This window comes from Pseudomonas sp. 2FG, assembly GCF_005502935.1.
GTDB lineage: Bacteria > Pseudomonadota > Gammaproteobacteria > Pseudomonadales > Pseudomonadaceae > Aquipseudomonas.
The window spans coordinates 26,878-47,584 of the sequence record NZ_SCMP01000014.1 but is presented as its reverse complement, the minus strand read 5'-3'; the positions used below and the strand labels follow the sequence as shown (position 1 = coordinate 47,584).

The window sequence follows — 20,707 nt, the reverse complement described above, 5'->3', positions numbered from 1 at the left end:
GGTCAGGCAGATGCGCCGAAAGTAGAAGTTTTGGCTGCAATGACTCAAGGCAAGCATCTTTGCTGTGAATTTTTTGATCAATAGGGACTGAAGAACCTATGGTTACAGTCACCAAGCAGATCCAAAACGCTGACGAGGCGATCTGCCGAAATATCGAATTGCTCGCTGATCAGCGGGCATTGCTCTCGCAGAACGTGCTCGCTCAGCTCCGGAATCTAGTCGAGGGCGTAGCAGTTCGTCTCCATACAGGCTCGCCCAACACTGAATTTAATTACGCCGTTGTTGAATTGGGGCTGGCCTTCGTCAGGAGCAATGGGAAGCTCAACTTCCTCGGCAGGTTCCACAAGCTGATCCAGCAAAGTGCCTCTCACTACACGCTTGATGGGGACGCCTCCGAGCGTTTGATGCTCAAGTACTACGAGTATCTCTGCCGCATCCGCAGCTTGCTTCAAGACCGCTGTGGGTTGGCCGTACTGACAAACCTTGAGGACTTTCCGGCCGATCTCGATCCGTCTCTTCGTGAGTACCACGAGAAGATCGCTGCACGGATTGATCTGGCCCGCTTATCCCCGTCGGGCAGCAGCCCTCGAGATCGATACTACATCCATAAAACTCGCCCGTTTTTCATCTTCGGTCGGATTTACTACGAGGCTACCCTCTATCGCGCCGTAAACAAGGTGAGCAAGTTCGACCGCATCATCGCCTTCACTGATATTGACATGACTGATAAGTACGCGGCCATGTTGACGCTTCGGCGGGATTCGATCGAGGTGCTCGACCAGACGATGCCGATCACGATCATCAGCGAGTGGGACGTTTCAATCCGCCCGTGTGAGCTCGACAATTTCGCGCGTCTTCTTGGTTTAGCCTCAAAAGTGCGAACCGTCTCGACGGAGTATCGCTACCTGATGCATCGGCTGACGGCTGGCTCAGGCAGTTTGCTTGACCTTATGGACATCTCCGACGGCAAATATGCGGCGGCAAGAGCAGAGGCTACGGCTGGCGGCGCGCAGGCGCTGATTTTCCCGGTACTGGATAAAGCACGCTTGATCGTCAGATCGAGCGCTCCGGGCCATAATGTCCTTCGGTATCTCATGCTTCGAATGCAGAACCAGATACTGAAGTCGCAGTACGACCGAGACGGTTGCCGCCTTCTTTCTGGGCTGAGGCTTCGGTATAGCTGCATACCCTTCGACACTATGCCGTTTTGTACCTCGTTGTCCTCCCACAATCCGCGGTACTGGGATCTAGTCGAAAGCCTTGATACGACTGGAAGAATTCATGAATTGCTCGCTCGACGCGTGAAGAACAACGTGGATCGTCACGGAAGCCTTTACACACCCGTGGCTGACCTTGAGACGTTCGGAGACGTTAGTGGGTTGATCTCCACCTACAACATGAGGCTCTACTACAAGCATACCGAGCGCCAACTCCTGCTCGACAGGGGGAGCGTCCTTGTCCGTGGGTATGAGAATGAGACTGTCTCTATCGTTGAGCTGCTGCAGAAATACTCATCGTCGAGAATCGAAGGCTTTACTCAGGCCGTTGAGCGCTGGCTTGATGAAACACCTGGTCGAGTCGACGACCCGATAAAAATGAACGCTCTCAAGCAGTTGTTCAGCCAATCGCGCGTCGCACTGATCTATGGTGCCGCCGGTACTGGAAAATCAACGATGGTTGATCATATCGCTCACTATTTCAACGATAAGGAAAAGCTGTTTCTTGCGCACACAAACCCAGCGATCGACAATCTAAAACGCAAAGTGACCGCACAGAAATCCGAATTCCGAACAATCAGCAGCCAAATTGGCAAGAGGGCCTCTGCCACTGAGTACGACCTTCTCGTTATCGACGAGTGCAGTACCGTCAGCAATGCAGATCTCATCAAGGTGCTGGAGAAAACCTCTTTCAAGCTGCTTGTATTGGTTGGCGATGTCTACCAAATCGAGTCGATTCAGTTCGGTAACTGGTTCGAAATCATTCGATCGTTTATTCCAAGCACGTCGGTGTTCGAGCTGACAACCCCCTTCAGGACTAAGAACAAATCGTTGTTAGGCTTCTGGAATAAGGTCCGCGCCATTGAAGATGACCTCGCCGAGGTCATGGCTCGCAATGGGTACTCCAGCGTGCTCGACAAGGCTCTATTCGAGCCTCAGGGGCAGGACGAGATCATCCTGTGCCTAAACTACGATGGCCTTTATGGAATCAACAACATCAACCGATTTCTGCAGGCCAGCAACCCTGGCGCTACAACCACTTGGCGCGTCTCCACCTACAAGATTGGAGACCCTGTACTCTTTCACGAGACCGAGCGGTTCCGGCCAGTGATCTACAACAATCTCAAAGGGCGCATCGTTGGCATCGAGAGTGTTCGTGGCCGGATCCAGTTCGACGTAGAGCTTGATCGACCGCTCAGCGAGTTCGACGTAGATAATGATGAGCTTGAATGGATAGAGGGCTCGACCGTGCGCTTCTCTGTCTACGACTCCAATACGAGCGACGAAGACGATGACTCCCTGAACACGACAGTACCATTTCAAGTTGCTTACGCTGTGTCGATACACAAGGCGCAGGGTCTCGAATACGACTCCGTTAAAATCGTCATTACCGATGCCAACGAAGATGACATTACACACAGCATCTTTTACACAGCAATAACCCGGGCACGCGAGCGTCTGCGGATATTTTGGACTCCCGAGACGCAGCAAAAAGTTCTAGAGCGGATCAACCACAGCGCGAACACAAAGGATGTCGCTATTCTTGCTGCCCGCCGTGGCCTTACACCGGTTCGCAGATGAGTTGCCGGCGCATCAACTAAATTAGGAACCGAAGTCTGAATCGCCCCTGCCTTGGTAGGCCCTCGATGCAGTCTACTAGTCAACTCGGATGCGATTCGTGGGCAGCATAAATGCAACTGACTGTTCAGATGAATGCAATTGCGCATCATGCGAAATCGACCTATCCATGCGGCTTCCTTGCAGCCAGATCGACCACCTTACGGTCGTTCATCTTAGCCTTGAGCACATGGTTCTCGTCCAATAGCACTTCGTTGATGGACGCGAGATTGGCGACCTGGGCACGTAACTCTTCGATCTCTTGACGGTATGCGGCGGACTTCTTGCGTTCTGCAATCAAGTCTTGGTGCTTCACATCACGCATTGCGCGACTGGAACGTCCCTGAATCTCTCGGATAGCCTCGGCAATGCTCGGGTAGTAGTTGTGGATCAGCGATGTCGATACGCCTGCCTCGCGGGCTACAGCTGCGATGCTAACCTTGGTTTCCCCAGTGTAGGCACGGCACTTCTGGATGCGGTAGAGGGCGAGCTTCAGATCCTTCTCACGATCTTCAGCCTGCTTGTAGTTGGTTGCCTTTTCCTTGGGCTTCATGCGATCAAAGTCTCCGGGGGCATGCCCAACTGGGCCAATACGTCGCGGCAGCGATTCAGATCGCGCTCAACGCGCTGACGGCCGCCCTCGCCAATATCCGGGCAATGCAGCAGCCCTTTCAGGTCATCGTAGAGTCGCTGGTAGATGGCCGCGTGGCCGCGCCCGATCACGGCATTGTTGCAGTTGCCGCAGCGGGTGCGCTCGAGGGTATTACCAACGCAACCGCCATCGTCCGCTGTACACCAGGCATGGCCGTTGCTGCGAATCGCGGTGCTCTCGGCAATGGACTTCAGCATCGAGGCGTGATCCTTGAAGATCAGCAGGTTCTGCGGCTCCCGCTGCCACTGCTTGATTGCTCGGCCATAGCCGCCTGCTAGGGGTTCGTTACCCAGCCAGTTCTCGACGACGCCGAGTTTTATATCTTCCAACTCCGCCTGAATATCGTCGTACAGCTCAAGTTCAAGGTGCTGCCCCCAACTGTCGTCCATGGCGTAGCCTAAGGTCATGTCCAGCGACCAGTGCGCGAAATGTTCCTTGAGATAACGCAGGTCGCCGAAGCGGCTATGCGCGGCGTAATTAGCAAACTTGCGGCGGAACTGGTGGCTGGCGAGATTCCAGCTCAGCCCGCAGTCCTTGAGAAATACTTTGAGACAGGAGCTCCAACTGTCATTCGAGAGGGTGCGCACCTGGTTGCCCCCTTTCGCATCTGCGCCGAGATAGAGCGCCTGGCGGTGCTTCTGTGCCTCGGCGATTTCCGGGTCATACGGGTTGATCCGGCGCCGCTGTACGATCTCGGCGGCGATCATGGCTTGATAAGGAGCACTCCAGCGCTCCATCAGGCGCAGTGCCCGTACTGCGGCTTCCGGGATCATCCAGTCATGTATCCCCGCATCAGTTTTGTCCGATCGTGAGCGTATCCAGTGGTAGACGGTTCCTTCATCGTCCTGGGTGCGGTGGAGCGCGCCCGACTGTAAGTTAGCTAGCTCGTGGTTACGACAACCGGAGGTGCTGGCCAAGACGATATAACAGGCTGTACGCAGGTCGATCAGCGCTTTGTTGAATACCCTCAGTCCGCCCTCCCAGTTACGGGCGTTCAGTAGGCGGTTTTTGGCAGAAACAGCACCCTCTCGACTCTTCCACCTATGCTCTGCCGCGAGGGCCTCCAGCTCATCGCGCAGGTCAAGCAGTTGATGGCCGCGTTCAACCTGCTGGGAGGCCCGCTCAAACATGATGCAAAACACGTCATCAGGGATCAGCGGCGTCTTGCCGCCCTGACCACTGCCGAGAAGCCCCGCCATCGCTTTAGCGGAAGTCTCGGGCCAAGGATGATGCACCATCCGGTCGTAGCTGTACTGGCTGAGTTCATGTAGACCTTCGACGGCTTTAAAACGGTGATAAAGCGCATCCTGTGATAAAGGTTTGCCCTTCGACTGGCTGGTCTGCCGATGCGCCTTGCAGACGCTCACATAGGTAGCGCATGCCATGAGTGACACCGCGCTGAGGTGATCAATCTTGAGATCCTCAAGGTGACGCAGGAACGGTCTTGCATCAGAGAAGCATTGGCGCAACGTGCCACCTTTAGGCGGGCCTGCACCGCGCCGCCCGCGCCGTAGGTAGCGGTAAAACATCGCTTTCATTACCGCTCGGAACGCCGGCGGTACTGTGTTGAAGTCCAACTGCTTATGGCTGGCCCGCCTGTTGCTGGTGCAGCCGTCGAGCTGCCAGGTATCGTCGCCGTAGCGGCTGAGAATGACCCACTGCCCGTCGACCTGAGTCGCGCTGATAATCAGAGCGTCGCGTTCTGACTCGGGGAGTCCAAGTGCGTCGCCCGGCTGGGCCGCTACCGGCTTCCAAGATAGGCCCGCCAGAGTGTTGTCGCTCATGCAAAAACCTCCAGGCTTTGAATCAGATCAACTGACCAGTACGGGTGTGGCAGGGCACGGGAGCGTTCACGAGCTGCCTGGACAGATGCGGCTTTGAAGGTGCCGCGACGCAACCCCTCGGCAACGATGTAGTTATCGATCAAGCGTGGGATGTGGGCGTAATCCCTTGCCCAGCGTCGCTTGTCCATGCGCGAGCGCTCGGCCAGCACGCGGAAGTAGAAGCTGAATAGTTTGTATAGATCCTCGGCGGTAACTGCGTAGTGCTTACAGCGCAGGCAGTTCATGAAGTTCATGCAGGTCGCGCCCTCGCGCTTCGGAGCGTATTGACCGTTCACTGGGTCGGCGCAGCGGCCCATGGGGGTTTCTCTGTAGGTCGCCCCGATGGTCCGGGTCAGCAATTCTTGCACCAGTACCTCGCCCATAAACTGCCAATTGCGACGAGCATCCTCCCCGGGAGCCAAATAATTTTGGTCGGCCACTCGCATGGTGTTACCGAGAGCTGCGGCGGTGGTTGCCAGATTGCCGTCGGTCAACTCGAAAATACGGTTGGCGAAGGTCTTACGCAGACGCGAGACGTTAATCCGCAATGGTTCCCCGTTGCTATCCGTCAGGCCATACTCAGCTATAAGACAGCTTGTCGCCCAGCTTAGCGTTGCTTTAGTTAGCGGGGTGACTTTTCCGGCATCCTTGCCGGTGCGACTTCGAAACAGCCACACTCGACCTTTGAGGTCTTCCGGGGCATCAGCATCCAGATGTTCGGTCAGAACCATCACGCGGCGAATTAGGCATTCCACGCTTGTTCTCACGCTCGGCGTGGACTCTAGAAGGCGCTCGGTGTCAGGTTTGGCGCGTAGTGCCACCTTGCTTGTGTTGTAGCCGCGTCGCTTCCACAGCACTAAGAAAACGTTGTTGTCTTTGGGGTGCGAACGCAGGCAGTTGCGGCCCATTTCTATAAGGGGCGTGGCATTGCGTCCGGTGTGCAACGCCACGACCAGTAAGGCGAAGACCAACAGGTCGGCAGTTACAGTCACGTCATCGGTCCAGATCGGCTTTAATGCCAGCCTGAGCGCCACTGCAAACGCCTCCCGCTCACGCTTGGACAGTGCTGTTTCGCCCTTTACCTTACGTTTGCTGTTGGGGAAGGGGTTATTGGGAAAGGTCGCCGCATCGCCGGACGTCAACAGGGGAGTCAGTTCACGTCGACCTAAGGCGAGCAGCACGGGCTTGGTCTTGGTGTAGAAGCTCTTCTGACCAGTGGTAGTCACACACAATCCGGTTAGATAGCCGAGATATCCGTCGATCAAATCCCGATTTATATCAGCTAACGTCAGCTCTCGATCAAAAGCTACTGCGCGAAGTACGCAGTAGTCGAGGAAATTGCGCAGCCCCGTCGTACAGTAGCTAACTACGGTGGTTACCGTAAGGCCGCCCTCTTGACCAGCGAGGAAACGTTCGATCTGGCGCTGGCAGGCATAGGTGATGGGGTCGATGCCAGCCTTGTACCAGCGGGCGAAGTCGAAGCTCCGGGCATTTGAGGTGTTCCGCTCAAATTCGACCGTGGTTTTTATCGGGGGGATGGCTTCGGGCAGAATAGTTATATTGCCTGTCGCGTCGTGGCTGTGCTCGACGTGCGGGATGCTGAGGTCGGTCTTGGTAAATACCTTGCGCTTGCCCATCAGGCCACCCCCGCCAGTGCGTTCAACTCGTCGTCGTAGGCCAGCACCGCCTCGTCGGCCATTTCGTTGACCAGATGCAGGTACACCATGGTCGTCTGAATCGAACTGTGGCCGAGTTGCCGCTGAACGAACACTAGAGGCTCTATTCCGCTCGCAGGGTTGCGCTGAAGGCTGACCAAGGTATGGGTGGCATAGGTATGCCGGAGCATATGTGTATGGACTTTGATACCCGCCCGCTTACCGGCCTCACTGATGATCCGGTTGAGACTCTTGCCGTCCTCGCCGTAGGGCTCCCCGAACTGGTTGAGAAGCATTGCCTGTTGTGAGGTTTTGCTCAGCGAGGCACGTTCGCCACGCACTTTCGTCACATAGCGATAGAGTTCAGCCATGAACTGGCGACTGACAAGAATCTCTCGAGGCTTGCTGCCCTTAGTCACCATTCCGCTACCGTCGTAGGGGGCGAGCCGAATGCGGAGGTTGCGCTCGGTTCGCATCGCCTTATTCGGGTCGATGACATAGGCCAGAGGGAAGGTGGCGAGTTCCTCGCGCCGCAGACCGGTATGTAGTGCCAAACGCATCATCATCCGATGATGGGGATTATCCGTTGCCGCAAGCAGCGCCTTGACCTCGGCCATGCTCAAGAACTTGGGCAGGACCTTGTGGCTACTCGGCATCACATCGTTTGCCATAGCCTTGCCGCCACTGGCATCGACATGTGCAAGGAAGCCTGTTTCGCGTCTCACGGTGCGTTCTTCATAGGCGAAGGGCAGGCGCTTCACCCACCCCTTCTTCAGCGCAAATTCGTAGAACTTGCAGATGTAATGCAGGCGCTGGCGAGTGGTGTTCGGTGCCAGTTTGCACGCCACTAGGCAGTAGTCCCGATAGCCCGCCACAAGGCTCTTGGCCTCGCCACGATCAACGTCGCGCCAGTCCAGTTCATGGGCCTGGATGAAGCTGAAGAAGTCGTACAGAGCGCGTCCTGTGCTGGGCCAGGATCGCTTAGAGCCAATTTTCCCGCGGAGCAGGTAGTGACGAAAAAACCAATTGGCCGGGATGCAACTCTCCATTGAATCCCAAAGCAGAATGGGGAACCTCGGATAGGGTTGCCCAGCGATTACCAAGTCCTCAGTAGCCCACACAAGCTCCATCTACCGTCCCCTGCACTGAACAGACATCCATCCCATTGTCTGCTCTGGCAGAGTTAGGGCCATTAGATCGACCCTCACGCACCATCTCAGGACTACGAGCTCGTCAGGGGCTAATTCTTAATAGAATGGATATCTAACTCTTGCAAGGTGCCAGATCATAGGGCATTCCTAAGGGTTTGCAGGTGGGCGACCTGGCGGGTGAAGTCGGCGGAGGAAAGGCGCTGCGGGGGCAGCGGGCGCATGGCTTGGCTGATGGCGCTGGTCGGCAGACGGGTCAGGCGCCCGAGAGTCTGCCACTGCGTCGCGACATCGAGGCGTTCGAAACCGGGGTGATGGCGGCGTGCCTGCCGCAGGATGTCGCGTTGCAGCGCGTGCAGCAGGCTGTGCTGGCCGCTGCAACGGCGGAGGAAATCGGCACTGCCGCGCAGGTGCTCTTGCAACTGCCGGCGTGCGCGGCTGGCCGGGGCTTGCAGCGGCCCTTGGCGTAGGCCGACCGCCCAGAGCGCCAGGGCGATGAGCAGTGCCAGCGCCACCAGCGCTTCGGGGAAGTTGCGCAGTAGCAGGCTGGCCAGGTCGTCGCGTTCGGCGCGGTAGAGCAAGGTGACGGCGCTGTCTTGGGTCAGATACCAGAGCAGCCAGGCGTTGTCGTAGTTGCCAATGTCGCGGTTCTGCCAGATCCAGTTGTCCGACAGTACGGTGATCAACCCGTCGCCGTGGTTGAGCTGCAGCATGTGGGTGGAGTCGCTGCTGTTGGCCCAGGCCTGGGCCTGGTTCTTGGCATCGTAGAGGTGGAAGTCGGTATCGAAGCCGATGTACGCCGGGGCGTTCTCGTTCTCCAGGTACAGCTTGGTCAGCTCCGGGTAGCGGTCTTTATCGGTGCTCTGTTCGTCTGTCGGGTTCGAGGCTTCTGCGTCAGCCTGCTGTCCAGTGCTGGCGGTGTCGGCCTCGCTAGCTGCTTCACTCGCGCTGTCTTGTTCGGTCGGTGCTTGGGCGCTGTCTGCGTCAGACTCGCCGTCTTCTGCATCTTCTGCATCTTCTGCATCTTCGTCGTCGAGGTCTTCGGTCAGGTACTGCTGGATCTGCAGGCGATCGAGCAACAGGTCGCCACTCTTACCCGCGTCCTTGTCCCACACGCGTTCGGCGACGAACAGCAGGTGACCGCCTTTGGCGGCCCACTCCAATACGCGTTCGACTTGCCGCGGAGTCATATGCTTACGCGCGCCGAGCAGCAACAGTGTTTGCCCCTGGCTCGGCAAGGCGGGCAGAACCTCCAGGCCGTCGGCCCGTTGCACGCTTAGGCCGCGGCTGCGGAGAAAGTGCTCGGCGGCCAGATAGGGATTGGCGGCGACTTCAGGCGCGGGGCCGTGTTCGAGGGTGGTTTGGTAGGGCGACAGGCGACTGAGCAGATAGATGCCCAGCAGACCCAGGGCGAGAAACAGGCCGGCGCCAAGGAAGAAGGAGGTGCGCCGGTTCATGCCTGGGCATCCTGCTGAAACAGCCGACGCCAACCTTCACAGAGACCGCGCTTGAGGTTTTCCGGCGGCAGTCGGTGGCCATAGGCGAGGTTCTGCCAGTGGCGCATCAGCACCTGGGTGAAGCGGCTCAGGTCGGCCTGCTCCAGGCTCTGCACCAGTTGCTGAACTTCGCCTTCGGTGTGCGAGCCCTTTAGCGGCAGACGGAAGTCGTGCAGCAGGCGGCTGAGTAGCGCGCGATAGAGCAAACCGAGCGCGGCGCGCGGCTGTTCGGCCCAGAGTCGTTCGACCTCGCCGGCGACATCCTCGGGCAGGCTTTCCGGCGCGATTTCCAGGCCAAACAGCATGGCCGGCATGGCCCGCTGGCGCCGCTGCGGCAGGGTAAAACGGCCGGAGAAGGCGCTCAGCCAGTCGCGGTAGCGCCACCCCAGCAGTACCAACAGGCTGATGAGCGCGCCCCAGAGCAACACCTCGAAGAACAGCGCGACCTTGTCCATGCTGCTCCAGAACCCGAGCAGGTCGAGGACATGCTTGAGCAGCTTGGCCAGGCCTTCGCCGTTAGCCTCGCTCGGCTGTTGCGCTTGGCTTTCTTCAGCAAAGCGCCAGCGCGTCACGGTTTCGCGATTCTCGAAGGGTGGCTGGTCGAGCAGCGCGCCGATGCTGGCCTGCGCGGCTGTGCTGGTCAGTGGCTGGTGTTGCAGGCGTTCGGCTTCCGGTCCCAACGGGTCTTCGCCGGGCAGCGGGCAACTACTGAGCGTGGACGGTGTAGTACTGGCCGGCGCGGCCCAGGCGGGGCTGGGCGAGTGCAGTAACAGCAGGCCGGCGCCGAGCAGCAGGGCGTAGGCCACACCCGTGAGGCGCTGGCGCAGGCGCCGGAAGGCCAGTTCGATATCCCAGGCTTCCAGGGCGGTGCGGCGATTCAGGTAGAGGGTGAAACCGCAGGCGACGTAGACCGGTTCCCAGATAACCAGGAGCAGCGCATAGAGCAGGTTGGACAGGTGCTCCAGCCATAGCCACTGGCCGGAGGCGGCGTCGATCAGGCTCTGCCAGCTCCAGTCCAGTTCGATCTGCTGCGGCAACAGCAGGTAGAACAATGTGATCAGGCCCAGCCACAGGGCGCTCTCCAGGTGCATGCCGACCAGGGTCAGCCAGGTTGCCGCACCGGCATCACGCTGGCCGAGGACGATCAGCCGCTGGTTGCGGGCTTGGCCAGAGAGGCCTTCGAGCTGGAGCACCGGCAAATCGAAGCTGCGGGTCAGGCTCAGGCGGCGCCAGGTCAGGCTGGCCAGCAGTTGCGGCCTGAGCAGGCGCGGCCAGGCTTTGAGGGCTTGCTTGAGCGTCGGCGTAGCGCCAAACAAGGCATGCGAGAGGATGTGCAGCGGCAGGCGTTCGTAGGCTGGTTTCAGCAGCCAGAACAAGAACAGGGCCCAGCTCGGGTAGTTCCATAGCAGCAGGCTGAGCAGCGCGAAGATCGGCAGGGTGACCAGCGCCCAACTGGCCATCAGCAGGCCGGCATGCCGGCGTGCCAGGAGCACGCCCAAGTCCAGGGCTTCCCAGGCGCTGCGTGGGCGGATCACCACGCTGGCGTCAGTCAGGCGCATGGGCAGTCCGTCCAACGCCGACAAAATAGACCAGTACCAGCAGCCACAGGCCGGCACCGACCAGGTATTTGATCTGCGGCGTGGTGTAGGTCATGGATGACCAGTACGCTTCGATAAAGGCGGCGATCAGCAGGAACAGTATCACCCCGGCGACCAGCTGAACGCTGCGCCCGGCGGCCACTCGTAAAGCCTCGGTACGGGTCAACCGGCCCGGCGCCAGCAACGCCCAGCCGAGTTTGAGGCCGGCGGCACCGGACAGGGCGATGCCGGTCAGCTCGAAGGCGCCATGGCCGATGACGAAGGACCAGAAGGTCTGGTTGTAGCCGATCTCGGTCAGGTGACCGGCCACGGCACCGATCATCAGGCCGTTGAACAGCAGGAAGAACAGGCTGCCGAGGCCAAACAGCAGGCCGCTGGCGAAGGTCTGAAAGGCGATGCCGATGTTGTTCAGGATGTAGAAGCCGAACATCATCCAGTCGTCGCCGGAGTCGCGCTCGCCGAAGCGGCCAATGCGGGTGGAGTCGGGGTCGTACATGGCTTCCATCGAGGCCACCTGATCGGGGGCGATCACGCTGTAAACCAGCTCGGGGAACAGATAAACCAGCAATCCCATGCCGATCAGGCTGCCGAAGAACAACAGGCTGGCGACCAGCACGCTACGCCATTCGGCACGCACTAGACGGGGAAAACCGCCGAGAACGAAGCCAATCAACTGCGCCCCGAGGTGGCTGCGATGCCGGTAAAACTGCTGATGGCCGCGCATGGCCAGCAGTTGCAATTGATCGATCAGGTGGCTGCTGTAGCCCCGCTCCTGGGCCAGAGCCAACTGTTGGCAAAGGTGTCGGTAGTCGGCGGCGAACGCCTGGCAGGCCTTGCTCTCGGCCTTGCCGCGCTCCAGCGCATCGAGCAACTGGCCGAAGCGTTGCCAATCGGCCTGATGACGGCTTTCGAACAGGCTCTGTTTCATGCCGGCCCCACCAAACCCTGGGCGATGCGGTTGATCTGCGTTTCAGCCTGCTCCGCCGGTACGGCCAGGGGCTCGGCGAGAATCGCCGCCAACTCGGCACGGCGGGCGCTGGAGAGTTCCGCCTGGCGCTCGGCAAAGCCCAGCAGCGCACGCTGTTCGTTGAGGCTCAGCGGGAAGGGCGGGCGCAAGGGCTCGACGGTCAGGAGTGGCGGGCGCTTGAGCGGCATATCGCGATAGATCACCAGGGTCCCGGCGGCCAAGTCGCCCAGGCGCTTGAAGGCCGGGTGATTGAGGCAGCTGAGTAGGCCCAGGGTGTAGCCGAACGGCAGGATATCGACGAAGCGCAGCAGATTGCGGGTCAGCGAAGCGGCCCAGCCGACCGGTGTGCCGTCATCGTGAACGACGCGTAGGCCCAGCAACTGTTTGCCCGGTGAGCGCCCCTGGTTGAGCACCTCGAACAGCACCATGTACCACCAGGTGACGACAAACAGCAGGATGGTTCCGAGCCCCATGCCGAGTTGGCCCAGCACGGCGAGGGTGACGAACATCAGCAACAGCACCAGGCCGCGGATCGCCAGGTCAATGGCGAAGGCCAGAGCACGCGGCACCAGGCCGGCGGGACGCAGGATGAGGTCGATACCTTCCGGGGTTTCCACCTGAAAACGGGTGTCCAGCGTTACGCCGGTAGGCGTGCCAGGGTGGAAGTTGGCGGCGGGCGTGAGAGGCATCGGCGAACTGCGTCGAGGAAAACCCGATGCTAGCGAGCAGCAGGCGGGGAAGCAACCAACCGGGCCGTATTAACGGCCCGGAGCCTATGCGTGGCTTATTTGGCGGCTGGCAGCACGCCGAAGATGCTGCGGTAGAGCACGCCCATGCTGATCACGAACAGCGGGAGGCTCCAGATCAGGCCGATACCTAGCGGGATCATGCTCAGCACGGTGATCAGGCCGAGCAGCAGGAACAGGCCGAAAACCTTGAACCAGTGCTGGCTGATGGCTTTGCGCGAGGCTTCCAGCGCCTGCCAGGGCGACAGGCCGCGCTCCACCACTAGCGGAATGGCGAGCATATAGGCCACGCTTAGGTAAAGGCCTGGAATGACCAGAAGCAGCATGCCGACATACACCAGCACCATCATGATGAGGGCGGTGACGATCAGGGGCAGCGTTAGACCGAAGTGGCTGAACATCTCGTTGAAGGTCACCGGCTGATCGGCGGCCCGGCGAATGCCGGTCATCATGATACCGGCCAGGAAGGGGTAGGTGAGGGCCGAGCCGATGATGCCAATCAGCAGTTGACCGACCACTAGGGCGGCGACGCCGCCTTCTTCAGCGCCGAGGCCGACGAAGCCGAAGACCAGCCCGAGGACTGTGGTGATCGCCAAGATGGCCACGTAATAGATGATAAAGCCGCCGAGGATGATGCCCTTGGTGCCTTTGGTGCGCTGCCAGGCTTCGCTGATCAGGTCGCCGATGTTGAAGTCGTAACCACGGCTTAGGGCTTCGGCGATGGTCGGCACCTGGCTGCTTACGGTTGGCTCTTGCAGGTTGCTGGTGGGAACTGCATAGGGATTTGGGGCGAGGGAGTCGCTCATGGTGATCCGTCCTTGTGATGGGGGTGAACTTCCAGTCTTGACCATGCTAGCGGTACTGGCGAGTTAGCGGCAAGGCGCGTGACTAAAGGCTGTCTGCCGCTGTGCGGGGTATCAAACTTTGCGCTGCTGAAAGCCTGCCCGGCAGCCAGCTCGACGGCGGATGCTAGACTGCCGCAGCCCTTCGTTTTAGGAATCGACTGTGACCTCGAGCATCTTCTGGTACGACTATGAAACTACGGGTATCGACCCGCGCAGTGATCGCCCGTTGCAGGTTGCCGGAATTCGCACGGATGAGTCGCTGAACGAAATCGGCGAGCCGCTCAACCTCTATTGCCGGCCGAGCGACGACATCCTGCCGCACCCGGCGGCTTGCCTGATCACTGGGATCACCCCCAGTCGGCTCGCCGAGCAGGGCTTGGGCGAGGCCGAGTTCATGACGCGGGTGCATGCCGAACTGTCTGCTCCGGGAACCTGCGGGGCGGGCTATAACAGCCTGCGCTTCGATGATGAAGTGACGCGCTACAGCCTCTATCGCAACTTCTTCGAGCCGTACGCGCGTGAGTGGCAGGGCGGCAATAGCCGTTGGGACCTGCTCGACGTGGTGCGTACCGCCTATGCGTTGCGGCCGGAGGGTATCGAGTGGCCGCAAGAGGATGGCCGGGTCACGCTCAAACTGGAGCGTTTGACCGCCGCGAACGGGATTGACCACGGTCAGGCCCACGATGCGTTGTCCGATGTGCGCGCCACCATCGGGCTGGCGCGCCTGATCCGCGCCCAGCAACCGAAACTCTATGCTTACCTCTATCGACTGCGCAGCAAACAGCGTGTGCTCGAGCAGATCCGCCTGCTGCAACCGCTGGTGCATATTTCCGGACGCTTTGCCGCTGCCCGGCATTACCTGGCGGTGGTGCTGCCGCTGGCCTGGCATCCGCGCAATCGCAATGCCCTGATTGTCTGCGATCTACAGGCTGATCCGGCGCCGTTGCTGGAACAGGATGCCGACAGCCTGCGGCGGCTGCTGTACACCCGGCGCGAGCAGTTGGCGGAAGGTGAGTTGCCGGTGCCGCTGAAGTTGCTGCACGTCAATCGCTGCCCGGTTCTGGCGCCGTTGAGTGTGCTGCGCGAAGCTGATCGGCAGCGTTTACAGGTGGATATGGGGGAGTGTGAGGCCCGCGCTGCAGTGCTGCGTGAGGCACAGGCAGTTTGGCAGGATAAGTTGGTAGCACTCTATAACGCGGATGAGTTTGCGCCGAGCCAGGATCCCGAGCAGCAGTTATATGACGGTTTTCTGGGTGATCGCGACCGCCGTCTGTGCGAGCAAGTGCGCTGCGCCGAGCCGCAACGGTTAGCCCGAGACGACTGGCCATTCGATGATGGGCGTCTGCCGGAGTTGTTGTTTCGCTACCGGGCGCGCAACTTTCCAGAAACTTTGTCGGAGCCTGAGCAAAAACGCTGGCGAGAATTCTGTCAGCGGCGTTTGAGTGCGCCGGAATGGGGTGCACCTAATACCTTGATGAGTTTCGAGGTGGCGCTAACGCAAGCACTGGATAACTCATCGGCTACACAGCAATTGGTGTTGGGCGAGTGGCGTGAGTATGTGCTGCAATTGCGGCAGCGCTATGGCTTATAACTGGCGCTTTTGTGCTGCTCGTCAGTGCTGGATAAGTAATCGCCAGACAATAAAAAACGCCAGCGCTGCTGGCGTTTTTTATTGTGCGCAGGAGTCAGGCGCGCAGCGCGGTGCTTAGCCGAGCAGAGTGGCCCAGCCTTCTACTTCGGCGGCGCCCCACTTGGCTTTCCACTCTTTCAGCGTCTTGTGGTTGCCACCTTTGGTTTCGATCACTTCGCCAGTGTTCGGGTTCTTGTACTGCTTGATCTTGCGCGCGCGCTTGCTGCCGGTAACTTTGGTCGCGCGCGGTGCTTTGCTCGCTTTAGCGTCCGGGTCGAGCATGGCAATGATGTCACGCAGGGACTTCTGGTATTCACCCATCAGCGTGCGGAGTTTGCCTTCGAATTCGAGTTCTTTTTTCAGCTTGTCGTCTTGCGACAGGTTTTTTAGGCGCTCTTGGAGTTCCTTGATGGCTTCTTCTGTAGCGCGGTACTCATTGATCAGTGACATGTGCTTTACCTTGAGTCGAGAGGGGCGGTGGCTAAGTATTATTAATAATAGTCAGGCACTTTCTGCAAGTAAACATGTTTGAAAAGGTTTGCACAAAATATTCCGGCGCTGTTCTAGCCGCTAGCTGTATTCAGTCAGAAAAATTGGCTTAGAGCCATTTTCTGAATTAAACACGGCCTTCATCAAGTGGACGTATAGGCTGAACAAAACCTTATCGCGGGCATGGAAAATTGCTCGGTCGCGGGCGTTTGGTGTTTATCGGGCGAGCTTTCGGGCAGACCTTGAATGGATTGATTGCGCTGTCTGCAGCCTTGTCCGCCTTTGCCCGAGCTGCGCGGGTTACTGAAGTTTTCCTGGGCTGTGGCTAGAATGGCCGCCTTTGTGAAGTTTCTGGAGTTTCCCGCATGCGCACTTTTCGGCTGGTAATCGCCTGCCCGGACGGCGTCGGTATCGTCGCCAAGGTCAGTAACTTTCTGGCCACCTACAACGGCTGGATCACTGAAGCGAGCCACCATTCGGACAATCAAAGTGGCTGGTTCTTTATGCGTCACGAGATCCGTGCGGACTCCCTGCCCTTTGATCTCGAGGGGTTTCGGCAGGCCTTTGCGCCAATTGCCCGCGAGTTCTCTATGGAATGGCGGATCACTGACTCGGCACAAAAGAAGCGCGTCGTGTTGATGGCTAGCCGTGAGTCGCATTGCCTGGCCGATTTGCTGCACCGCTGGCATAGCGATGAGTTGGAATGTGAAATTCCCTGCGTGATCTCCAACCATAACGATTTGCGCAGTATGGTCGAGTGGCACGGCATTCCTTATCACCATGTGCCGGTCGACCCTCAGAACAAAGAGCCGGCGTTCGCCGAAGTGTCGCGCCTGGTGCAGGAGCTGCAAGCCGATGCCGTAGTGCTGGCCCGCTATATGCAGATTCTTCCGCCAGCGTTATGCCGCGAGTTCGCCCACCGGGTAATCAATATTCATCACAGTTTCTTGCCGTCGTTCATTGGCGCCAAGCCTTACCACCAAGCCTCGCTGCGCGGGGTGAAGTTGATCGGGGCGACTTCTCACTACGTCACCGAGGAACTCGATGCCGGCCCGATCATCGAGCAGGACGTGGTGCGTGTGAGCCACCGCGACAGCATCGAGGAAATGGTTCGGCTGGGTAAGGATGTCGAGAAGATGGTGCTGGCCCGTGGCCTGCGTTATCACCTGGAAGACCGCGTGCTGGTGCATGACAACAAGACCGTGGTGTTCGACTGAATGGCCGGCGATAGATAGCTTGACCGCGATCCACCGCCGACTGAATCGCACCAGGTAACGACCCTGCAGGCTGTCGGCCGAGGAAGCTAAAGCATGACCGGTCCACTCGAACGCGCCACCTCAAGCCCACCACCGACGCTGGGGGAGGGCTGTGTCAGGCGTTACGACCCCGAGGCGTTGAATGATGAGCATGGCACCGAGTTTCCCGACGCTGCCGAGCTTTGGGTTGAGTTGATGCAGCCGCCGGCAACTGTGCCTGAGCAAGCGGTAAGCAAGCCGAGGCAGAAATAGCCGTCTGCGGCTCTAAGCCTTAATGCAGGCATAAAAAAGGCGCCCGACTCGTCCAGAGCCGGGCGCCTTTTTTGTGTGGGCGTTAGATGCGCAAGCGGGCCAAACATTTGTAGGCGGTGCGGGTGGAAATGGCGAAGTTCCGAGCGGCGGCGTGTATCCCGACCTGGGCTATGCGCTCGCTCGGAGCCCTTCGATCTCGCGCGGTCAATCGTGCATGCCTGTGGCTGTTCATCCGGTTACCTGCTATTTGGACTGGAGTCTCGGCAACCCCAGCGTCACCGGGAGGCGGCGAGCAGAAGGCGAGGGGAATCTTGTGGCTGAATTTCAAGCTTTTTGTCATGGCTTTCTTGCGCCCAGGAAGGTCAGGCTCCAGTCTTAATCCGCTGCTTGCCGCAGCGGGGTCTCCTGTGTCGGCAACGACCCATAAAGCTTTAACTCAGGGAGGGCAAGATGCCCGTAGCTAACCAATTCGTTCTCGGAGCTGACCCTTCCGGTCGGCCTGTCGCCCAGGCGCTGCGTCTGGCCAACCGCCATGGCCTGGTCGCGGGTGCCACCGGCACCGGTAAAACGGTGACCTTGCAGCGCCTGGCTGAGACCTTCAGTGATGCCGGGGTGGCGGTGTTCGCCGCGGACATCAAAGGCGATCTCTGTGGTCTCGGCGCCGTCAGCAATCCGCAGGGCAAGGTGGCCGAGCGTATCGCCGGGATGCCTTGGCTCAATCACCGCCCGCAGGCTTATCCGCTGACTCTCTGGGATATCCACGGGCGCAGTGGCCATCCGCTGCGCACCACGTTGAGCGAGATGGGTCCGCTGCTGCTGAGCAATCTGCTGGAGCTCACCGACAGTCAGCAGGCGGCACTGTATGCCACGTTCTTGGTGGCGGACCGCGAAGGTTTGTTGCTGTTCGATCTGAAGGACCTGAAGGCCCTGCTCAACCACCTGAAAGATCACCCCGAGTTGCTCGGTGAGGATGCTGCGCTGTTCACCGGCGGCTCGAGTCAGGCGCTGTTGCGCCGCCTGGCGACCCTCGAGCAGCAGGGCGCCGAAGCCTTGTTCGGTGAGCCGGCCTTGCAGTTGGAAGATATTCTCCAGCCCGATGCCGATGGCCGAGGGCGTATTCATTTGCTGGATGCCAGCCGGTTAGTGCATGAGGCCCCGAAGGTTTACGCGACCTTCTTGTTGTGGCTGCTGGCCGAACTGTTCGAGCAACTGCCGGAGCGCGGTGATGCGGATAAGCCGGTGTTGGCGCTGTTCTTCGATGAAGCGCACCTGCTCTTTGCTGACACGCCGAAGGCGTTGCAGGAGCGCTTGGAGCAGGTGGTCCGGCTGATCCGCTCGAAAGGCGTCGGTGTCTATTTCGTGACTCAATCGCCGAGTGATTTGCCAGACGATGTGCTGGCGCAACTCGGTTTGCGTATTCAGCATGGTTTGCGCGCCTTCACGGCCAAAGAGCAGAAGTCCTTGCGTGCGGTGGCCGATGGCTTTCGGGCCAATCCGGCATTCGACACGCTGACGGTACTCACCGAGTTAGGCATTGGCGAAGCGCTGGTCAGCACCATGGAAGAGAAAGGCACGCCGGCGATGGTGCAGCGGGTGGCCATCGCACCGCCGCAGTCACGCATCGGCCCGCTTAGTGAGGCCGAGCGCGCTGCCTTGATCAGGCAGTCGCCACAAGCCGGGCGCTACGATAAGCCGATTGATCGCGAGTCCGCTTACGAGCTGCTGATGGCGCGCGCGGCATCTGCTGCTGAGCCGACCACTCAAGGCCAAGGCAGCGCGTCGGAAGGGGGGCTGGGTGGCATGGCCGGCGATCTGCTTGGCAGTCTGGCCGGGCAAATGATGAAGACGGTCGTGCGCCAGGCCGCAAACCAACTGGGTCGACAGCTGGTGCGTGGCTTGATGGGCTCACTGTTGGGCGGCAAGCGTCGTTAAGACCGTTCGGCCAGGATCTTTGTCGAGAAAGATTCTGGTCGAACAGCAGGCCGCTCTGACCTAGTCGGCATACCCGCGAAGACGGGTACGCCGGTGCGCCGTGGCAGCTGGGTTGCCACCTTCGCGGGTGCAGGTTTTCCGAAGAGCCCTAACCGTTAGTCGTTTGACTCGTCGATTCTGGCTTGTTGGTCTTTTTCGATTTTCTGCAGCTCTTTCTCAAAGGCTTGGTCGAGAAGGCTGGCTTTTTTGCGCCAGGGCTTGCGCTCAGGGTCCGGCTGGGCGGCGTAGGTAATGACTTCCCCGCCGTAAACTTCCTTGTAACGCTGCGCCTGGCGCTCGAGTTCGGCGCGCAGTTCGTCTTTCGTCACGTGGTTTTCCGTTGGTCTTAAAGTGTACTGGCAGCGTGGGAGGCATGAGGCTTAACTGCTTTAGCTACCAAGAGCAGGGCTGTTGTCGTGCCCTGTTTATCGTTATTTGAGCAGGCGAAGGGCAGTGCATCCATAACCTTCGTTGCGCAATACAAGCAGCCATCTAAGTGTAACCGTAGTTGCTGATTGTATTTGTGTCTATATGTAGCTGCTCGCGCTGGATTATAGCGAAGAGAACGAAGAAATCTATCTCGTAGACGCTGACCTATATCTGGATCATTGCATTTTTGAAGTCGGCGAAAAATAAACTCGACAGAGCCTTGTGCAGCGTCCAACAGCGCACCCACCTGACGTCACGCGCCTTTGCACAGGTTTTTCGGTGCTGAGGCTGAGAGTCTCGACGCCTTCGTATCGTTAGTGAATGCATATTTAGCGAGCTATCGGCGAGTCTACGGCCACTACTCTGTAGGTGATGATTATGAATGGCAGCAAGTCGTTCGCGATCTGATCCTGAGAGCTATCGCCACGGGGGCATCTATGGCGTGTTGTACGACATTCAGGACTGATCATTTGTATTGTGTGGTCGACTTTCGTGGGGTGGTATTCCTATCGGCTCTCCAAAGCCCGCATTTTAGCTGTGATGCAAAAAGTGCTGACTCAGCATCTTCGATACGGGGTGAATGCGCTTTTGCCTGGTGAGGGAGGTCTTACTTAAGAAGAGGCGGCGTACTGAAAATCGCTGGCGCGGCTGGGAGCGAGTGAATTAATTAAGGCAGTATTTCGTTTTTGACCTGGAAGATGTCCTTGAAGACGGATGCTTTTCCAGGCTTGAGGTAGCACTCTCTGCTCTCTAAGTAGCGTTTCAGAGCAGTTCAGGCGAGAGGTGGAGCGGGCGAAGGGAATCGAACCCTCGTCATGAGCTTGGGAAGCTCAGGTAATGCCATTATACGACGCCCGCTTTTGCGGGGGCCTTTGTACCAGAAGTCGCGCGGGAAATGAAGCCCGCACCGAGCACA

At 59.0% G+C, this 20,707-nt stretch carries 17 protein-coding genes and 1 tRNA gene; 5 read left to right on the top strand and 13 right to left on the bottom strand.

Features of this window, described 5'->3' with window-relative positions; translation table 11 throughout:
* Nucleotides 1-98 precede the first annotated feature (98 nt).
* Complete coding sequence (locus tag FFS13_RS14875; protein ID WP_137819864.1) at nucleotides 99-2,798, top strand: ATP-dependent RecD-like DNA helicase; 2,700 nt, start codon at nucleotides 99-101, stop codon at nucleotides 2,796-2,798.
* Nucleotides 2,799-2,958: 160 nt separating this feature from the next.
* On the opposite strand, the gene FFS13_RS14870 is transcribed toward FFS13_RS14875, so the two are convergent.
* The 9 genes from FFS13_RS14870 to FFS13_RS14830 form a co-directional block, all read right to left on the bottom strand.
* Nucleotides 2,959-3,387 carry a TetR family transcriptional regulator gene (locus FFS13_RS14870; RefSeq protein ID WP_137819863.1) on the bottom strand — a complete coding sequence of 143 codons (429 nt, stop codon included), beginning with the start codon at nucleotides 3,385-3,387 and terminating at the stop codon, nucleotides 2,959-2,961.
* Nucleotides 3,384-5,270 carry an integrase gene (locus FFS13_RS14865; RefSeq protein ID WP_137819862.1) on the bottom strand — a complete coding sequence of 629 codons (1,887 nt, stop codon included), beginning with the start codon at nucleotides 5,268-5,270 and terminating at the stop codon, nucleotides 3,384-3,386. The genes FFS13_RS14870 and FFS13_RS14865 overlap by 4 nt, the downstream gene beginning before the upstream one ends.
* On the bottom strand, nucleotides 5,267-6,946 hold the full coding sequence (locus tag FFS13_RS14860) for a hypothetical protein (RefSeq protein WP_137819861.1): 1,680 nt from the start codon (nucleotides 6,944-6,946) through the stop codon (nucleotides 5,267-5,269). The genes FFS13_RS14865 and FFS13_RS14860 overlap by 4 nt, the downstream gene beginning before the upstream one ends.
* Nucleotides 6,946-8,094 (bottom strand): site-specific integrase, encoded by a 1,149-nt coding sequence (locus tag FFS13_RS14855; RefSeq protein ID WP_137819860.1) that lies wholly within the window; start codon nucleotides 8,092-8,094, stop codon nucleotides 6,946-6,948. Before FFS13_RS14855 ends, FFS13_RS14860 begins: the two co-directional genes overlap by 1 nt.
* 155 nt (nucleotides 8,095-8,249) lie before the next feature.
* Nucleotides 8,250-9,569, bottom strand: coding sequence for a DUF4350 domain-containing protein (locus FFS13_RS14850; RefSeq protein ID WP_137819859.1), 1,320 nt, complete (start codon nucleotides 9,567-9,569; stop codon nucleotides 8,250-8,252).
* On the bottom strand, nucleotides 9,566-11,167 hold the full coding sequence (locus tag FFS13_RS14845) for a DUF4129 domain-containing protein (protein WP_137819858.1): 1,602 nt from the start codon (nucleotides 11,165-11,167) through the stop codon (nucleotides 9,566-9,568). Before FFS13_RS14845 ends, FFS13_RS14850 begins: the two co-directional genes overlap by 4 nt.
* A complete protein-coding gene (locus FFS13_RS14840) occupies nucleotides 11,154-12,134 on the bottom strand; it encodes a stage II sporulation protein M (protein WP_137819857.1) in 981 nt (326 codons plus the stop codon). Before FFS13_RS14840 ends, FFS13_RS14845 begins: the two co-directional genes overlap by 14 nt.
* Nucleotides 12,131-12,862 (bottom strand): RDD family protein, encoded by a 732-nt coding sequence (locus tag FFS13_RS14835; RefSeq protein ID WP_137819856.1) that lies wholly within the window; start codon nucleotides 12,860-12,862, stop codon nucleotides 12,131-12,133. The genes FFS13_RS14840 and FFS13_RS14835 overlap by 4 nt, the downstream gene beginning before the upstream one ends.
* Before the next feature lie 95 nt (nucleotides 12,863-12,957).
* Nucleotides 12,958-13,725, bottom strand: coding sequence for a hypothetical protein (locus FFS13_RS14830; RefSeq protein WP_137819855.1), 768 nt, complete (start codon nucleotides 13,723-13,725; stop codon nucleotides 12,958-12,960).
* A 199-nt stretch (nucleotides 13,726-13,924) separates the two neighbouring features.
* Here FFS13_RS14830 and sbcB point away from each other — a divergent pair, with 199 nt between their 5' ends.
* On the top strand, nucleotides 13,925-15,355 hold the full coding sequence (gene sbcB, locus FFS13_RS14825) for an exodeoxyribonuclease I (RefSeq protein ID WP_137819854.1): 1,431 nt from the start codon (nucleotides 13,925-13,927) through the stop codon (nucleotides 15,353-15,355).
* Nucleotides 15,356-15,469: 114 nt separating this feature from the next.
* Here the strand turns inward: sbcB and mvaT are convergent, their stop codons facing one another.
* Nucleotides 15,470-15,844 (bottom strand): histone-like nucleoid-structuring protein MvaT, encoded by a 375-nt coding sequence (gene mvaT, locus FFS13_RS14820; protein WP_137819853.1) that lies wholly within the window; start codon nucleotides 15,842-15,844, stop codon nucleotides 15,470-15,472.
* A 404-nt stretch (nucleotides 15,845-16,248) separates the two neighbouring features.
* Between mvaT and purU the strand changes: the two genes are divergently transcribed.
* Both purU and FFS13_RS14810 read left to right on the top strand, forming a co-directional pair.
* Nucleotides 16,249-17,100 carry a formyltetrahydrofolate deformylase gene (gene purU / locus FFS13_RS14815; protein ID WP_137819852.1) on the top strand — a complete coding sequence of 284 codons (852 nt, stop codon included), beginning with the start codon at nucleotides 16,249-16,251 and terminating at the stop codon, nucleotides 17,098-17,100.
* A 93-nt stretch (nucleotides 17,101-17,193) separates the two neighbouring features.
* Entirely contained in the window at nucleotides 17,194-17,391 is a 198-nt protein-coding gene (locus FFS13_RS14810) for a hypothetical protein (RefSeq protein ID WP_137819851.1), read from the top strand.
* Between the two features lie 82 nt (nucleotides 17,392-17,473).
* Here the strand turns inward: FFS13_RS14810 and FFS13_RS20385 are convergent, their stop codons facing one another.
* Nucleotides 17,474-17,623: a leucine zipper domain-containing protein gene (locus FFS13_RS20385; RefSeq protein ID WP_171006497.1), complete on the bottom strand. Its 150-nt coding sequence runs from the start codon at nucleotides 17,621-17,623 to the stop codon at nucleotides 17,474-17,476.
* Between the two features lie 218 nt (nucleotides 17,624-17,841).
* Between FFS13_RS20385 and FFS13_RS14800 the strand changes: the two genes are divergently transcribed.
* The gene (locus tag FFS13_RS14800; protein ID WP_137819849.1) at nucleotides 17,842-19,323 is read left to right on the top strand and encodes a helicase HerA-like domain-containing protein; all 1,482 of its coding nucleotides are present in this window, start codon (nucleotides 17,842-17,844) and stop codon (nucleotides 19,321-19,323) included.
* Nucleotides 19,324-19,478: 155 nt separating this feature from the next.
* Here the strand turns inward: FFS13_RS14800 and FFS13_RS14795 are convergent, their stop codons facing one another.
* Both FFS13_RS14795 and FFS13_RS14790 read right to left on the bottom strand, forming a co-directional pair.
* Complete coding sequence (locus FFS13_RS14795) at nucleotides 19,479-19,691, bottom strand: hypothetical protein (RefSeq protein ID WP_137819848.1); 213 nt, start codon at nucleotides 19,689-19,691, stop codon at nucleotides 19,479-19,481.
* Between the two features lie 884 nt (nucleotides 19,692-20,575).
* A tRNA-Gly gene (locus FFS13_RS14790) sits at nucleotides 20,576-20,649 on the bottom strand.
* Nucleotides 20,650-20,707: the final 58 nt, after the last annotated feature.

Excerpts from the sequence above, each read along its gene's own strand:
- FFS13_RS14875 (WP_137819864.1), top strand. The coding sequence starts at position 99 with ATGGTTACAGTCACCAAGCAGATCCAAAACGCTGACGAGGCGATCTGC.
- FFS13_RS20385 (WP_171006497.1), bottom strand. The coding sequence starts at position 17,623 with ATGAACAGCCACAGGCATGCACGATTGACCGCGCGAGATCGAAGGGCT.
- FFS13_RS14865 (WP_137819862.1), bottom strand. The coding sequence starts at position 5,270 with ATGAGCGACAACACTCTGGCGGGCCTATCTTGGAAGCCGGTAGCGGCC.
- FFS13_RS14830 (WP_137819855.1), bottom strand. The coding sequence starts at position 13,725 with ATGAGCGACTCCCTCGCCCCAAATCCCTATGCAGTTCCCACCAGCAAC.
- FFS13_RS14855 (WP_137819860.1), bottom strand. The coding sequence starts at position 8,094 with ATGGAGCTTGTGTGGGCTACTGAGGACTTGGTAATCGCTGGGCAACCC.
- FFS13_RS14840 (WP_137819857.1), bottom strand. The coding sequence starts at position 12,134 with ATGAAACAGAGCCTGTTCGAAAGCCGTCATCAGGCCGATTGGCAACGC.
- FFS13_RS14870 (WP_137819863.1), bottom strand. The coding sequence starts at position 3,387 with ATGAAGCCCAAGGAAAAGGCAACCAACTACAAGCAGGCTGAAGATCGT.
- FFS13_RS14800 (WP_137819849.1), top strand. The coding sequence starts at position 17,842 with ATGCCCGTAGCTAACCAATTCGTTCTCGGAGCTGACCCTTCCGGTCGG.
- mvaT (WP_137819853.1), bottom strand. The coding sequence starts at position 15,844 with ATGTCACTGATCAATGAGTACCGCGCTACAGAAGAAGCCATCAAGGAA.
- FFS13_RS14860 (WP_137819861.1), bottom strand. The coding sequence starts at position 6,946 with ATGGGCAAGCGCAAGGTATTTACCAAGACCGACCTCAGCATCCCGCAC.
- purU (WP_137819852.1), top strand. The coding sequence starts at position 16,249 with ATGCGCACTTTTCGGCTGGTAATCGCCTGCCCGGACGGCGTCGGTATC.
- FFS13_RS14835 (WP_137819856.1), bottom strand. The coding sequence starts at position 12,862 with ATGCCTCTCACGCCCGCCGCCAACTTCCACCCTGGCACGCCTACCGGC.
- FFS13_RS14850 (WP_137819859.1), bottom strand. The coding sequence starts at position 9,569 with ATGAACCGGCGCACCTCCTTCTTCCTTGGCGCCGGCCTGTTTCTCGCC.
- FFS13_RS14845 (WP_137819858.1), bottom strand. The coding sequence starts at position 11,167 with ATGCGCCTGACTGACGCCAGCGTGGTGATCCGCCCACGCAGCGCCTGG.
- FFS13_RS14810 (WP_137819851.1), top strand. The coding sequence starts at position 17,194 with ATGACCGGTCCACTCGAACGCGCCACCTCAAGCCCACCACCGACGCTG.